General features: G+C 63.6%; 18 protein-coding genes and 3 tRNA genes. All 21 read right to left on the bottom strand.

The features are described 5' to 3' along the window. Positions 1–27: 27 nt before the first annotated feature. Entirely contained in the window at positions 28–603 is a 576-nt protein-coding gene (locus FV229_RS08410; RefSeq protein WP_147751530.1) for a hypothetical protein, read from the bottom strand. A 31-nt stretch (positions 604–634) separates the two neighbouring features. Then, positions 635–1,246 carry a hypothetical protein gene (locus FV229_RS08405; RefSeq protein WP_246688107.1) on the bottom strand — a complete coding sequence of 204 codons (612 nt, stop codon included), beginning with the start codon at positions 1,244–1,246 and terminating at the stop codon, positions 635–637. Between the two features lies 1 nt (position 1,247). Beyond that, positions 1,248–3,590: a collagen-like protein gene (locus FV229_RS08400; protein WP_147751529.1), complete on the bottom strand. Its 2,343-nt coding sequence runs from the start codon at positions 3,588–3,590 to the stop codon at positions 1,248–1,250. Positions 3,591–3,674: 84 nt separating this feature from the next. Then, a complete protein-coding gene (locus tag FV229_RS08395) occupies positions 3,675–4,976 on the bottom strand; it encodes a hypothetical protein (protein WP_147751528.1) in 1,302 nt (433 codons plus the stop codon). 30 nt (positions 4,977–5,006) lie between these two features. After that, positions 5,007–5,080 (bottom strand) — tRNA-Trp (locus tag FV229_RS08390). A gap of 15 nt (positions 5,081–5,095) precedes the next feature. Beyond that, positions 5,096–5,434, bottom strand: coding sequence for a hypothetical protein (locus FV229_RS08385; protein WP_147751527.1), 339 nt, complete (start codon positions 5,432–5,434; stop codon positions 5,096–5,098). A gap of 29 nt (positions 5,435–5,463) precedes the next feature. Next, positions 5,464–6,186: a PhoH family protein gene (locus FV229_RS08380; protein WP_147751526.1), complete on the bottom strand. Its 723-nt coding sequence runs from the start codon at positions 6,184–6,186 to the stop codon at positions 5,464–5,466. 38 nt (positions 6,187–6,224) lie between these two features. Continuing rightward, positions 6,225–6,299, bottom strand: a tRNA-Cys gene (locus FV229_RS08375). A 5-nt stretch (positions 6,300–6,304) separates the two neighbouring features. Then, positions 6,305–6,382, bottom strand: a tRNA-Met gene (locus FV229_RS08370). Positions 6,383–6,464: 82 nt separating this feature from the next. Next, positions 6,465–6,761 (bottom strand): hypothetical protein, encoded by a 297-nt coding sequence (locus FV229_RS08365; RefSeq protein WP_147751525.1) that lies wholly within the window; start codon positions 6,759–6,761, stop codon positions 6,465–6,467. Further along, on the bottom strand, positions 6,761–7,147 hold the full coding sequence (locus FV229_RS08360; protein ID WP_147751524.1) for a hypothetical protein: 387 nt from the start codon (positions 7,145–7,147) through the stop codon (positions 6,761–6,763). The genes FV229_RS08365 and FV229_RS08360 overlap by 1 nt, the downstream gene beginning before the upstream one ends. Next, entirely contained in the window at positions 7,147–7,344 is a 198-nt protein-coding gene (locus FV229_RS08355; RefSeq protein WP_147751523.1) for a hypothetical protein, read from the bottom strand. Before FV229_RS08355 ends, FV229_RS08360 begins: the two co-directional genes overlap by 1 nt. 14 nt (positions 7,345–7,358) lie before the next feature. Further along, the gene (locus FV229_RS08350; RefSeq protein WP_147751522.1) at positions 7,359–7,583 is read right to left on the bottom strand and encodes a hypothetical protein; all 225 of its coding nucleotides are present in this window, start codon (positions 7,581–7,583) and stop codon (positions 7,359–7,361) included. Next, positions 7,580–7,795, bottom strand: a complete 216-nt coding sequence (locus tag FV229_RS08345; protein WP_147751521.1) for a hypothetical protein — start codon at positions 7,793–7,795, stop codon at positions 7,580–7,582. The genes FV229_RS08350 and FV229_RS08345 overlap by 4 nt, the downstream gene beginning before the upstream one ends. Continuing rightward, positions 7,792–8,088, bottom strand: coding sequence for a hypothetical protein (locus FV229_RS08340; protein WP_147751520.1), 297 nt, complete (start codon positions 8,086–8,088; stop codon positions 7,792–7,794). Before FV229_RS08340 ends, FV229_RS08345 begins: the two co-directional genes overlap by 4 nt. Next, positions 8,085–8,219, bottom strand: a complete 135-nt coding sequence (locus FV229_RS28385) for a hypothetical protein (RefSeq protein WP_281406703.1) — start codon at positions 8,217–8,219, stop codon at positions 8,085–8,087. Before FV229_RS28385 ends, FV229_RS08340 begins: the two co-directional genes overlap by 4 nt. Then, a complete protein-coding gene (locus tag FV229_RS08335) occupies positions 8,216–8,461 on the bottom strand; it encodes a hypothetical protein (protein WP_147751519.1) in 246 nt (81 codons plus the stop codon). Before FV229_RS08335 ends, FV229_RS28385 begins: the two co-directional genes overlap by 4 nt. Before the next feature lie 49 nt (positions 8,462–8,510). Then, positions 8,511–9,833, bottom strand: coding sequence for a hypothetical protein (locus FV229_RS08330; RefSeq protein WP_147751518.1), 1,323 nt, complete (start codon positions 9,831–9,833; stop codon positions 8,511–8,513). 116 nt (positions 9,834–9,949) lie between these two features. After that, on the bottom strand, positions 9,950–11,305 hold the full coding sequence (locus FV229_RS08325) for a hypothetical protein (RefSeq protein WP_187275093.1): 1,356 nt from the start codon (positions 11,303–11,305) through the stop codon (positions 9,950–9,952). 373 nt (positions 11,306–11,678) lie between these two features. Continuing rightward, positions 11,679–11,966: a hypothetical protein gene (locus FV229_RS08320; RefSeq protein WP_147751517.1), complete on the bottom strand. Its 288-nt coding sequence runs from the start codon at positions 11,964–11,966 to the stop codon at positions 11,679–11,681. Between the two features lie 131 nt (positions 11,967–12,097). Further along, on the bottom strand, positions 12,098–12,373 hold the full coding sequence (locus FV229_RS08315) for a hypothetical protein (protein WP_147751516.1): 276 nt from the start codon (positions 12,371–12,373) through the stop codon (positions 12,098–12,100). Positions 12,374–12,707: the final 334 nt, after the last annotated feature.

Below are 12,707 nucleotides of genomic sequence, written 5' to 3'. Positions count from 1 at the left end.
GGGGTCTCGCGTTCGGAGACCCCATGCTCACTGCATCGCGCCCTTGACCTTCACGGGCTTCGGGCTGTCGCGCATAGCGATCTCGTAAAGCTCGGCTTCCGAAAGCTCGGCGGCCGGCGTGTTGACGGTGGTTGTGGTGTGGTGCTCGTCCTTCTGGCCGAGGTAGTTCTTGCCGAGGAAGATGCCCGCAGGCGCGTTCTTGTCGGCCAGAGCCAGCTGCTTGCGGCGCAGAGAGATCTTCGCGTGCTGGATCCCGTTGTCGAAGACGAGCCTCGCCTCCTCGTGACGGTTCATGAAGTCGATGAAAGTGCCCCGGCTGACGCCAAGGACACCAGCGATCTCCGCTTGGGTCGCAAAGAGCTTCGCCAGTTCGCCGATCAGACGCAGGGTCTGATCATCGGGATCGAGCTTGAAGGGTGGTCGGTATCGGACGGGCTTGGACAGCGCCTCCGTGAGGAAGTCTTCGCTGGTCTGCGGCTTGGCGTCGTCTTCCGCCTCTCGGGCGGCATGGACGTCCTTCCACTTCAGCTTGCCGACATCCTCAACCTCAGCTTCGGCATCCTTACGGGGCCTGCCGCGTGGCCTTCCAGTTGGTCGGGTCATTGCATGATTATGCCTTGTTGGATGAGGGTTTTCAGCCGCTGAGCATGTCGCTCGGAGCGAGAAGCTCGACGGCTCTGGCCTCACCAAATGCTGCGGTGAGTGCCTGAAGCATCTCAGCGAACATCGAGTCTGTGTGATCGATGTATGTGGCGTCGTTGAAGATCCGTCTCTTGCGGGTCGTCTGCTGAGATAGGATGTAGAGGATGGTATCAGCCTCCTCGTCCGTAGCTCGACGCCAGATGTCTGCCTTGGCGATGATCTTCTGTGGCGGGGTCGGTACGGCTTCGTTGAAGGTCATCGTTTCGAGATCGAAGAACTTTCTCTGAAACTCATTGTGCGGTTTCTCGCCGGCAAAGCCGACGACCTCGACCAGCCTCGTGTTCTGTGGGAACACGAAGCTCGCATCGAAATACACCTGCTGGGTGAGCAGCGCGGATCCGACATCGTAGAGCGTGATCTTCACGCTTCCTGGCTTGAACGTCTCTGGGTTCCTGGAATAGGCGTACCAATCGATGCCATCGCTCTCGCGCTTGCAAAAAATGGCGCCCGCTGGGGCGAGCGGTGCGCCATTCTCGTCGCTCGATTGTTCTGGGACGTATGAAAGCCACCGACCGTGGTCGATGACCGTGTAGTCGGTGCTCATGTCATGCGTATCCCACTGTGTACCAATTTCCGTAGCTGTCCTGCGTCTGGAGGTATCTCCATCGACCACCCTGAGTAATGGTGATCTTCTGACCATTCAGAGTGAAGGCTCCATTGGAGAGGGTCGTAACGACAGCCCCAGGGTAAGGTTCAGCGAAGTTGTACGCACCTCCGTTCCACTCTGCGCCAAGATCGCCTGCGTAGGCGAGCCGGACGTTGATGAGCGGATTGATGTTGTACCGGTTCCACATCAGGTAAGTGTCGCTGTGCGACCACCCGCCGATCTTGAACTGGTTGTCGACATCGAGACCGAACCAGGTCGCAAAAGCGCCTGGGCGGTGGAAGCTCATCGCAGCGGCGGTATAATTGCCTGCGCCTATGACCTGGAGGCCGGAAGTCGCTCCACCGCGCCCTTTGATTTCGGATCCTGTCGCGTCCTGGATCGAATGGAATCCGGTGAAGGCGTTGGTGCCAACCCTGTCGGCCTTGTTCGAGACGTCAGGCGTGGCTCCGGTGTTGCCCTGCGCGCCCTGAGGACCAGTGTCGCCCTTGATGCCCTGGATGCCCTGAAGGCCCCTGGCTCCGGTGTCGCCGGTCGTTCCCTTGGCTCCGGCTGCTCCGGCAACACCCTGGATTCCCTGGGGACCGGTAGCGCCGGCAGCACCCGTGTCACCCTTGAGGCCGGTAGCGCCCGTCGTTCCGGTGGCGCCCGTGTCGCCCTTCAGACCCTGCGGTCCTGCGACGGTCGAAGCCGCGCCGGTATCGCCCTTGGCCCCGGTTGCGCCGGCTGGACCGACCGAACCAACGGCTCCGGTGTCGCCTTTGACGCCCTGGATACCCTGGAGACCGGTGTCGCCCTTGGCGCCCTGTGGGCCGGTGGCTCCAGCAGTGCCGGCAGTTCCCGTGGCGCCCGTTGCTCCGGTATCACCCTTCAGCCCCTGGGCACCGGTTGATCCGGTGGCGCCGGACGGGCCGGTAAGGCCGATGTCACCCTTGATGCCCTGAACGCCCTGGATGCCCTGGTCACCCTTCGCACCGACAGCACCTGCAGCACCGACGGCACCGGTATCGCCTTTCAGACCCTGGATACCCTGGGATCCTGCTGCGCCCGTCGGGCCGGCTGAGCCCTGGATTCCCTGAGATCCGGTGTCGCCCTTGGCTCCCGTCGCACCGGTCGGACCTTGGATGCCCTGGGTGCCCTGTGATCCAGTGAGCCCGGTTGGCCCTGCCGGTCCGACAGATCCGGTATCGCCCTTCAGCCCAGTCTGGCCGACGACACCCATGTCGCCCTTGGCGCCGGTCGCGCCCGTGAGTCCGGTATCGCCCTTGGCTCCAGTTGGGCCGGTGAGACCTGTAGAGCCCGTGTCGCCCTTCGGCCCCGTGAGACCGGTGTCGCCCTTGGCTCCGTTCGTACCGTTGGTCCCAGGAATGCCCTGAGAGCCCGTGGCACCGGTAGCGCCGGTGTCACCCTTCAGTCCTACGTCGCCCTTGGCGCCGGCCGCTCCTGTGTCTCCCTTGAGGCCCGTGTCGCCCTTCGGTCCGACGACGCCCGTGTCCCCCTTGAGACCCTGCGGGCCGGTGGATCCGGTGTCGCCCTTGAGGCCGTCGATTCCGTTGGTTCCGGGCGTACCGGCATTGCCCTTCTCACCCTGGATGCCCTGGGGTCCGGTGATGCCGATGTCGCCCTTGGCGCCCTGGGCTCCAACGTCACCCTTCGGACCCTGAATTCCCTGCTGGCCGGTCAGACCCGTGAGTCCGATCTCGCCCTTGTCGCCCTTCTCGCCCTTGGCCCCGGTCTCACCGGTCAAGCCGGTCATGCCGCGCGGACCACGGATCGGTCCGACGTTGACCCAGGCATCGCCGGTCCAGGTCAGGCCATCGCCAGTCTGGGCAACGATGTAGGTGTCGCCGGCACTCGGATTGCGTGGAAGCGGACCTTCTTCGTCGGTGATTCCTCGGATCAGGGTGGCGGTGCCCTGCTCGCCCTTCTCGCCACGCGGACCATTCAGGCCCGGATCGCCCTTGTCACCGCGCAGACCTGTAGCGCCCTGGGCGCCTGCAAGGTCGACGGAAGGACCGAAGCGGCCATCGGGCTGGCGCAGCCGCAGCCGCGTTCCACGCCACTCGTAGGAGATCGAGACGGTGTTGAGGTAGTTCTCGATGACGCTCTTCATCGAGGCGATGACCTCGATGGCCTTCTGAGCCTCCGAGACGTCGGCGCGGACCGCTGCTGCGTCCTGCGCCATACTGGCCTTGCTGTCTTCGTTCAGATTGACGAGGTAGCGAGCGTCCTTGATCAGGCCCTGTAGGACGGCCACCGTGAATTGAATGTCCGTTGCCGACATGGCTTCCTCAAATTTTCTTGTCGTGCCGCGTGATTTTTCACGTCGGCGGTAGTCCAGGCCCTGAAGGGCCTGGACGAAGTCAGATCAACGAAGGATCGTGCCGGTTCCGAGACGGAGCGTGCCGTCCTTGCGCATCACGAAACCCTTGCCGGTGATGCCGCAGTAGTATTGCAGCGAGCCGTCCTCGACGCCGCCGTAGGCCCCGATCTGGGACAGCGACCACGGGCCGAGGCCGTTGTTGAACACCATCTCGCCGTCCTGGCCGTTGCGCAGCCAGAACTGAGCACCAGTTCCACCGAGGGTGGGCTGCTGGGTGCCGTTGCCGACGTCCATCGAGCCGATGTACATCTTGCCGTGCTGGTTGGATCCGGGGCGGTTCGAGATCGCCTCGATGAAGCCGAGCGTGTTCGCGCTGTAGTTCTGGATCTCGTTGCCGTAGGTGTAGGCGCCGGGACCAGTCGTCGCGCAGACGTAGAACGAACGGCCGGAGCCGTTGCCGAAGGTCCGCAGGGCGTTGATGATCACGTTGTCGGCGTTGAAGTACACGACGCCGTGGCCGTTCTGGTGGTAGACCGTGATGTGAGCACGGTGGATGATCGACGTGTTGCCGCTGTTCTGGTTGCCCGAGAAGTAGACGCCGTCGGCCGAACCACTGACGCGCACGTCGAGGTCGAGGTCGAGAACCTGGTTGTCGCCCGGCTCCTGGATCTCGTAGTTCTGCGTGCCGTTGCGGCTGTCGGGCAGACAGTCGAAGAACGCGCCCTGCTGCGTCGCGCCGTCGATGTAGAGGTGGTACTTGGCCTTGTTCCGGCTCGTGACGTGGAGGCCACGGCTGAAGCTGCCCGTGACTCGGAAGCCGACGAAGCCGCCGCCCATGTTCTTCCAGTTCTGGGTCTTGTCGACGCCGCGCTCGGCAGCGCCGGGCGTGCGGTCACGAAGAGCCACGCCACCGTGGGTCGCAACGAGGGTCGTGCCGAAGACGATGCCGGCGCCGGCATCATGCGGGTAGCCCGCACCGTTGCCCTCGACGGTCACGTAGCCGTAGATGCTCTCGATGGTCTGGTTGGCGTAGATGTCGCCCGGAGGGAGACGCAGGCGACCGCCACGGCGCTGGCCGAGGTAGCGGATGGCCTCGTTGATCACGTCAGCGTTGAACTGCGCGTAGTTGGTGTTGAACGTCACGACGCCGAGCTGGCTCGCGTGGATGTCGTCGGTGTCGGCGACGTGCCAGACCTGGCCCTGGGCATCCGCGACCTGACGATAACCGCCGCCGCGAACGTACATCAGGCCACGGCCAAGGTCGCCGACAGCGTAGAAGCCGCTGGTGATGAAGCTGTCTTGGGTGGCTGGAAACGAAGTGCTACCGATTTGGGAAACAATGGTCATGTAGGAGTTTTTGCTCTCTTTTGTTATTATTGGCACCGGTGGAAGGATTTGAACCTTCGACTTGCAGTTTTGGAGACCGAAGTGCTCAGCCTGCGCTCACCGATGTATCCGTAAGCCCCCTATTGAGGTACTTCCGAAATCTTGATCTTGGGTTTGGAGAGCCTGCGGAGTTCACCGTAAGTCTCAACCTTGATGTCCTCTGGGCTCTTGCCTGTGGCGGTGTAGCCGATGTAGAACGGGACCAGTTTCACCTCCCCCGCCGACGGGCGGTAGAAAGGTGCCAAGGCGCAGCCGACGAAGCGGCCAGCGATGGTTACCTCGATCCGGCCCGGATCCTCTTCGGGGTTGGCTGGTGCGCCCGTCACATCGGAGACCCAGACCTGAACGAAGAACGCCTTGTTGGCGTCCTCCGCGAGTGCGGTCGTTGCGACCGACATCATGCTCATGGCCGCGACCATGAGAGCTTTCCATGCCATTCGTTTTCCTGTCAGATCTTGGCCTTGTCGAAGGCGCGGACCCAGAGTTCGCAGATGCCGGAGCGAACGATGTCGTCGATGGTGAATTCCACCACCGGCACCGGCATGGTGTCGGACTGGATCAGCCCGAGGATCGTCTTCAGGCCCGAGCGCTCCTTGAGGTCGGTCTGAGAGACGTCGCCGTTGATGATGACCTGGGTGCCCTCCCCGATCCGGGTGAGGAACATCTTCATCTCTTCGGCGGTGGTGTTCTGCGCTTCGTCGAGGATGACGATGGCGTTCTTGAAGCTGCGACCGCGCATCACCTCGAAGGGGACGATCTCGATGTCGCCGCGCTTCAGGGCGATCTCGTAGGGGCCGGAGCCCATGCGCTCGCGGATCGTCTCGGTGAGCGGCACCACCCACGGCGCGATCTTCTCCTCCAGCGTGCCGGGGAAGAAGCCCAGCGAGCGTCCACCGGGGACGTTGGGGCGGGTGATGATCACCTTGGAGATCTTGTTCTGGCGCAGCTGGTCGGCGGCCCAGGATCCGGCGATGTAGGTCTTGCCGGTTCCGGCCGGACCCATCACCACCACCTGCTCGGCGGTCTTGAGCGCTTCGATGTACTCGGCCTGGCGCATCGTCATCGGACGAAGCGGGGGCACTTTCCTCTCCTGCTCGAACTTCGCCTTGACCGGGCGACGGGTCGAGATGTCGATGATGCTGTCGTCTTTGAAGGCGCGACGCTTGTTCATGGGTAACCCTTGCGATGAGGGACCGGAGAGACTGGATTTGGAATCGTCGGCCGGGCTCGAACCGGCATGCGCGGGGTTGCAATCCGCTGGCTGAACCGTTCACCCACGACGATGTGGTTGGTGCCGAGGGGCATGATTTGAACATGCGACCCGTGGCTTATGAGGCCACCGCTCTACCTGGCTGAGCTACCCTGGCATTGTTTTCAGCAGAGCAAGGGACGGTTGATACCCTGCCATTTGCGCTCCCTTCCTCGCGGATCCGGGGCTCTGCTGGAACTTCAGGCCCAGATGTGCTTCTGGGCGTATTCCTGTTCGACTGGCTCTTCCGCTTGCGGGCGCCAGCCCCTGGGGACGGTGTCGACCTCTCCCGCGATCCGTGGGATCACCTTCTCGATGAACCAGTCACCGTGTTCCTCGCGCACGCCCGTCAGGGGCCGCACGAGGAAGCAATCCTTGTAGATGTCGTTGAGGGTCGAGCCGTAGGCGACGCCGATCCACTCGTCGGGGTTGAGCCCGATCCAGCGGATGACGGCGTTCGCGTGCGTCACCGTCTCGGCGATGACAAGGGACAGCATCACTCCATCCCGAGCATGCCGAACTTCTGGTCCAGCCACGCCATCAGATCCGGGTTGTCCCGGTAGACGCCGAGCATCTGGAATGTCAGCGTCGTGACGATCTTCTCCTCCTCCGGCATCGGCCCGCCACGAAGGTCGGCGATGTTGAAGCAGGCGTGCAGCACCTCGTGCAGCAAGACCTCAGCCTGGCGCTGCGGTGGCATGGCATCGAGCAAGCCGATCTCCAGCGCGCCGTCGTCGCAGTAGCCGGAGTTGCCGGTCTTGAACGACTCCAGCTCGTCGAACCAGCGGGTGCGGTAGTAGAATGGCCCGACCTTGATGCGCTCGGGCAGTGGCAGATCGACGAAGTCTTCCTTCTTGACGATCTTCAGCTTGGGGGCCGCCATCACTTGCCTCGCTTCTTGGCAGGGGCCTTCGCCTTCGCGGGCGCGGCGACCTTATTGAGGTTAGCGACCTGTTTGGCCGCGTGCTTCTGGACCGCCGTCATGCGGGTGCGGTCGTTCTGGATCTCAGCGGCGCGGCTCAGCGTCTCCAGATCGCTCTGGGTGCGCCATTCCTTCTCTTGGGCAGATCTCGATGCCATGGTTCTGGCTCCTGTCAGCGGATGACGCACCACTCGCTCGGGTACACGGCGAGCGCGTACCAGGGCTTCACGGTGAGTGTCGGGTGCTTGACGACGAGGCTGACGGGCTCGGCGATCGACTGGTCGAAGACGTCGCCGTTGACGTCGATCCAGTTGGTGATCAGGCCGATCTCGCCGTCGTCGAAGTGGACGCGCATGGTCTCCAGGTCGATGCGCTCGACGTCTGGGTGACTTTTCATGGCGTGGACTTGTCGGAGTAGACGACGATGCCGGTGTTGTGGACCGGGGCCATGTTGCGGAGCGCTTCGGCGATGTTGCTCACCGCTTCCGCCTGGGCGCGGGAGGCCTTGGCCTGCTCCACGAGGGCGTTCGCCAGGGCGACGCTCGCCTCGAAGCGGCCATCAGCCGGCTTGTCGCCCATCGAGACGTTGACGTTGTTGAGGGAGGTCATTCCGCGTCATCCTCGTGGAATTGAGCTGGGGTCGTCAGGTTGCTGCGGGCCGGAGAGACGATCGAGAAGCTGCCGTCCTTCGCGAGCCGCGTGTTCAGGTTGGCGATCATCTCGAAGTCCCTGGCGCTCGGCTCGGCCGGCATGTGGACCACGATGCGATCGAACTGGCGGCCCGCCAGGGCTGCTCCGAAGCCGAAGCTCGACCAGTCGTTCGGTGAGAGGTCGAAGGCCTTCAGCAGGGCTCTGGCTTGGCTCTGATCGGGAGCGAAGCATGCCTTGCGGGGCGCGCTCATGCGTAGACGCCGTAGGGCGCGAGCTTCCAGAGGAGCCGGCGAGCCTTGAACTCGGTGACGGGATCGATGTGGGAGACGTTGAGGACGGCCTGTACCATCATCATCAGGGCTGAGCGTTGCACGAACGTCATGATCTCACCTTGGATTTGAAGGGTGGAAGGAACAGGTTTCCCCGGCCGTCGGCGCAGCGGAAGCCTTTGGTGGTCTCGGTCAGCCTCATGTTCTCGGATGCACATCCCATCCGAGCGGAGGCTCTTCCGGCTGGTTCGAAGATGACTTCGCCGAGGTAGAGCCCGAACTTGAAGCTGAGGATGCAGAGAAGCAGCAGGCCGACCTGGACGAGGATTGAGTACCTCGGGTCGACGGGGCGCATCTGGGTCTTTCGGTGTTGGGTGGGGCGGCCCGAAGGCCGCCCCTGCTGGCTAGAACAGGTCTTCGGCGAGACCGGTGTTGCCCTGGTAGTTGCCGATCGGAGCGCCGGGGCGGCGCAGGGTGCGACCGCCGAAGAAGTTGCCGCTCACGTTGTGGTGCTCGTTCGTCGACAGGTAGACGGCGTATCCACCGCCAGCGCTGTCCTGGAAGCTGCTGTTGTGCAGGTGCAGGCGACCGCCGATCTGGCGAACCACACCGTTTGGCTTCCAAGACGGGCCGCTCGTGTCGAACCGGATGTTCGACATGAAGAGGTTGCCGCCGTTCAGCACGACCTCAGGCTGCTGCGAGGACGAACCGGAGATCGCGCCGCCGTTCAGGAAGAGGTCGCCGCCGTTCTGCTCGACGATCGGCCGGGTGGCGTTCGTCAGGAGGTCCGCGTCCTTCAGCTGAAGCGCGCCGACGACCGTGGATCCGCCGTTGACCTTGACGACCGGGGTCCGCACCGAGTCCGACAGCGCGTTGAGCGCTGCGATAACCGTCCGGCCGGCCTCGATCCGCATGTGGGAGTCGCCGCCGTCGAGCTTGATCGTCCCGAAGGTCGAAGCGAGCTGCGAGCCGTTCGCGATGACGAGACCCTTGTGCCACAGGTGGATCGACGCGACGTCGAGGCCATCAGCGGTGAGGAACTGCACGTCGCCGGGGTTGGCGTAGGAGAACTGCTCCAGGCCGGTGCCGGCGTAGTTGTAGACCCAGCTCTCCCACTCGTCGATCGTGAAGAAGTCCAGCGGGTTGTTGACGATGATGCCCGTCGAGAGACAGCCGTCTTCGATCCGGCCGAGGTTACAGCCGCCCGCGTTGCCGGTGGCGTTGATGCCGAACCAGCCCTTCTCCATGGTGATGTTGTCGATGCGACCACGGGTCGTCTCGGTCAGGTCGATCAGCCACGGGTACTGGCGGATCTGATCGGCACCGGATCCGACCGTGAGACCGCCCTGCCAACCGGCGGGGACTGGCTGTCCTGCCGGAATGTAGGTTCCGCTCGGCTGCACGCAGCGGATGGTGATGTCGTTCAGGTGCCCGGAGTGGAGCATCTTGATGACGTAGTTCACGGCGGCGCCGTTCACGACGTCCGAGAAGTCGCGCTTGACCTCGAAGATCACGGTGCCTCGGTCATCGAGGCCGACCACGCGCTGGCCAAAGGCCACGTACCGGATGGGGCTCTTGATCGGGTAGACACCCGGCTCGAAACCGTAATCACCGCCTGTGTTGAGGCGGGCCTGGATCACAGGAGCGATGTCTCCGGCGTAGGTGCCGGCCCGGATGGCGGCAGCGTCAGCCGAAGGAATGGTGTCGAGAAAGTTGATGAGGGACAAAGGGCTTCCTGTTTCTGAAACGAAAAAAGCCCCGCAGAAATCTGCGAGGCTTTGGATAGATTGCTGTTTGTTTTCAGTAGCTTGTGGGGCGGCCTATGCGCCGCCCCGTGTCGCGATCAGAGCGTGCGGCTGATCTCGCGCCAGGCGCTGTTGGCGCCGTCGTAGATCAGCTCCAGGATCGAGCCGGGGTTGGGCAGGAAGTCGCCCTTCGAGTTCGGCTTCAGGTTCACCGTGTCGGCGTGGTAGACAGCCTGTCGGGTGTCGGTGAACAGCAGCGTGATCCGCCGGCCGCCGTAACCGCCGATGATGTTCGACATGTACTGGCCGCCGACGACGGTGAAGAACTCGCCGGTCGTCGGGAGGCGCAGGAAGCCGGCAGCATCCGGGGTGATCTGCGGGTTGCCGATCACGTTGCCGACCCAGACGTAGGTGCCGTCCGGCCGAGACGTTGCGCCGCCGCGCTGGGTGACGATGAACTCGAAGCCCGCGAGCTTCTCGCTGGTCCATCCGGCCGGCGCGTAGCCGACATCGCTGCTCGCCGGGCTGTCGTCGAACCAGCGGCCCGACAGGCGGGTCTCGGGGTCGAGGACTTCGAGCACGTAGCCCTGGGTGATGCCGCGCGAGGTGGCGGTCCCGAGGAACAGGTTGCCGCTTTCGATCCGCACACCGCCGTTGCCGGGGTTCTCGATGTGGAGCTGGCTGATCGACAGGCTGCTGCCCCGGCCGCCGTTGATCCGAAGAGGCTTGTCCTGGCCGAAGATCTGCAGCTGGGCGATCTGAATGTCGTAGGCGTTCTCGACGATCACGCCGACGTTGCCGCCATCGGTTTTGAAGTGCTCGACCCAGGCACGACCAACCTTGGTGGACGAACCGCCGAGGTAGAGGTTGTTGTCGTAGTAGGCGGCGAAGAGACCATCGATCTCGGTGCCGTCGTTCTGGCCGATGAACTGCAGAGCACCGCCGCGACGGTAGCCGAGCGTGTTGTCGCCCGTGATGGCCGAGGTGCCGGCCGTGCCGTAAGGCCAGACGTGGAGGTTGAGGAAGCTCGACGAGTCGTAGCTGCCCTCGACCTTGAAGGCGTAGCGGCCTTCGCCGGGGTTGGCATCGAACGACAGGTTCTCGACGCGGATCCGAGAGAAGGTGTTCGAGGTGAAGACGTCGCGGAAGCCGATCGCCAGGACGTTCTGGATCGTCATCGCGTCCGAGCCGTACCAGGCGGCAGAAGCCGGGCTGGGCACGCCATTACCGATGCTGCGCGGCTTCGGGGTGAAGACCGTGCCGGCGTAGAGGTCCGCGTTGGCGGCCGGGAAGGTCATCTCGACGCCGTTGTCGGCGCGGCGGATGAAGGCGTTCACAACGCCAGAAGCTCCGGCCAGCTCGATGGTGCCCGTGCGCTCCAGGATCAGGCCACCAAGGTCACGGAAGGACCGGCCGCTGTGGTTGATGCCGCCCTGGTTCTCGGGGAACTGCATGCCGCAGTCCAGGATCACTCCGGCCGGGATGTTGAGGCCCTTGATGTAGTAGGCCTTCGCCGGGTTGGAGACGACACGCCCGCCGGTTGCAGCGAGAGAGTTGACAGCCGTCTGAAATGCAGAGGTGTCGTTCGTGGTGCCGTCACCGACGGCGCCGAGATCATCTACGTTGACGTAAGGAAAAGTGTTTGGGATGTGAAAGATCCTTTGGTCTGAACAAAGAAAAGCCCCGCAGAGAACCTGCGAGGCTTGGGGTCGACACGGTGGATCGAGGCTATCTCTGTGCGCGAAGCGCACTGGATGCTTCAGGATCCGAAAAGGGGTCTTTTAGGCGCGCGGCTCATCCGGCCGTTTGGAAGGCACCCGCCTGTTTTCAGAGGGGGTGGGGGGTCTCGAACGCGACGTGCGAGAGGTGTGGGCCGTGCATCCGGGTGCTCTGGTAGTCGAACACCAGGAGCAGCTCGTCCTGCTTGGCACTGCCGAAGACGTGCGTCGTCCTGGTGAACCCGAGGATCGCCGTGGGAGTGGGGCTCTCTTCGGGACCACGGAACAGGGCCGGAAACCGGTCGATGCCGTAGGAGGCGAAGTGCTTCATGATCGCGGCCTCGATCTCGTCGAGGCTGGGGCCTGGGATCCCGTGGTGCATGGGCGAACGCATCATGCGGACGATGGCCCACATCTCGGTGAGCACGGCGCGGGGGTGAACTCTCTCTTGCGCCGCAGGCGCGAGCCCCGGAGAGCAAGCGGCCACAGCCACCATGGCGCTCGTGCCCATGAGAAGCGAACGGCGGTTCATTGCACCGTGTCCTTCAGCTCGTCGTCGGACGGACCCGCGCGTAGCATCGAGATCTTGGAGCGCGGCAGGTGGAGGCCGGTCACTTGCGTGATCAGCCAGGGATCGTCGCCGTCGTTGAGGTCGATGACCTTGCCGAGCACGGCACCCGCTTCTTCGATCCAGGCGACGGCTATGAGACCGTTCTGGGTCATGGTCACCTGGTGCAGGAGGTGGTCGATGTTGGGAGGCGTTTCGGGAACCGCTTCTGGAGCGGACTGGGTCACATCGCTCATTGCGGAATTTCTCCAGTGTGCCTCGTTTGTAGCACACCCCCCACCCTGTTGTCAAGCAAATGCAAATGGCATTCGTGCAAGCGGATGGGCCGCACGGGGCGGGGTCATTCTCTCTCGTGCGGGACGCACGCGCAGTCTCACGGGGATGATGGAGGAGGAATGCCACTGGGATCCACGAGGATCGACCAGGAGAGGCTCAGGGGCCGTCGAGGCATTCGTGTAAGCCGGAATGGGTCACGGCCTTACACAAGCTGTGTGGGTAGAGCAGACGTAAGGCGTTGTAACGTCAGCTTTAGCCGACACTCGTGGTGGGGAAAAAGGGGTCTTTTAGGGG

This window comes from Methylobacterium sp. WL120, assembly GCF_008039465.1.
In the GTDB taxonomy this organism is placed as follows: Bacteria; Pseudomonadota; Alphaproteobacteria; order Rhizobiales; family Beijerinckiaceae; genus Methylobacterium; species Methylobacterium cerastii.
The sequence above is the reverse complement of the archived record's forward strand: the minus strand, read 5'-3'. Positions and strand labels throughout refer to the sequence as shown.

Bases quoted from the DNA above. Each gene is read 5' to 3' on its own strand.
- FV229_RS08410 (WP_147751530.1), bottom strand. From the start codon at position 603: ATGACCCGACCAACTGGAAGGCCACGCGGCAGGCCCCGTAAGGATGCC.
- FV229_RS08405 (WP_246688107.1), bottom strand. From the start codon at position 1,246: ATGAGCACCGACTACACGGTCATCGACCACGGTCGGTGGCTTTCATAC.
- FV229_RS08400 (WP_147751529.1), bottom strand. From the start codon at position 3,590: ATGTCGGCAACGGACATTCAATTCACGGTGGCCGTCCTACAGGGCCTG.
- FV229_RS08395 (WP_147751528.1), bottom strand. From the start codon at position 4,976: ATGACCATTGTTTCCCAAATCGGTAGCACTTCGTTTCCAGCCACCCAA.
- FV229_RS08385 (WP_147751527.1), bottom strand. From the start codon at position 5,434: ATGGTCGCGGCCATGAGCATGATGTCGGTCGCAACGACCGCACTCGCG.
- FV229_RS08380 (WP_147751526.1), bottom strand. From the start codon at position 6,186: ATGAACAAGCGTCGCGCCTTCAAAGACGACAGCATCATCGACATCTCG.
- FV229_RS08365 (WP_147751525.1), bottom strand. From the start codon at position 6,761: ATGCTGTCCCTTGTCATCGCCGAGACGGTGACGCACGCGAACGCCGTC.
- FV229_RS08360 (WP_147751524.1), bottom strand. From the start codon at position 7,147: ATGGCGGCCCCCAAGCTGAAGATCGTCAAGAAGGAAGACTTCGTCGAT.
- FV229_RS08355 (WP_147751523.1), bottom strand. From the start codon at position 7,344: ATGGCATCGAGATCTGCCCAAGAGAAGGAATGGCGCACCCAGAGCGAT.
- FV229_RS08350 (WP_147751522.1), bottom strand. From the start codon at position 7,583: ATGAAAAGTCACCCAGACGTCGAGCGCATCGACCTGGAGACCATGCGC.
- FV229_RS08345 (WP_147751521.1), bottom strand. From the start codon at position 7,795: ATGACCTCCCTCAACAACGTCAACGTCTCGATGGGCGACAAGCCGGCT.
- FV229_RS08340 (WP_147751520.1), bottom strand. From the start codon at position 8,088: ATGAGCGCGCCCCGCAAGGCATGCTTCGCTCCCGATCAGAGCCAAGCC.
- FV229_RS28385 (WP_281406703.1), bottom strand. From the start codon at position 8,219: ATGACGTTCGTGCAACGCTCAGCCCTGATGATGATGGTACAGGCCGTC.
- FV229_RS08335 (WP_147751519.1), bottom strand. From the start codon at position 8,461: ATGCGCCCCGTCGACCCGAGGTACTCAATCCTCGTCCAGGTCGGCCTG.
- FV229_RS08325 (WP_187275093.1), bottom strand. From the start codon at position 11,305: ATGCAGTTCCCCGAGAACCAGGGCGGCATCAACCACAGCGGCCGGTCC.
- FV229_RS08320 (WP_147751517.1), bottom strand. From the start codon at position 11,966: ATGATGCGTTCGCCCATGCACCACGGGATCCCAGGCCCCAGCCTCGAC.
- FV229_RS08315 (WP_147751516.1), bottom strand. From the start codon at position 12,373: ATGAGCGATGTGACCCAGTCCGCTCCAGAAGCGGTTCCCGAAACGCCT.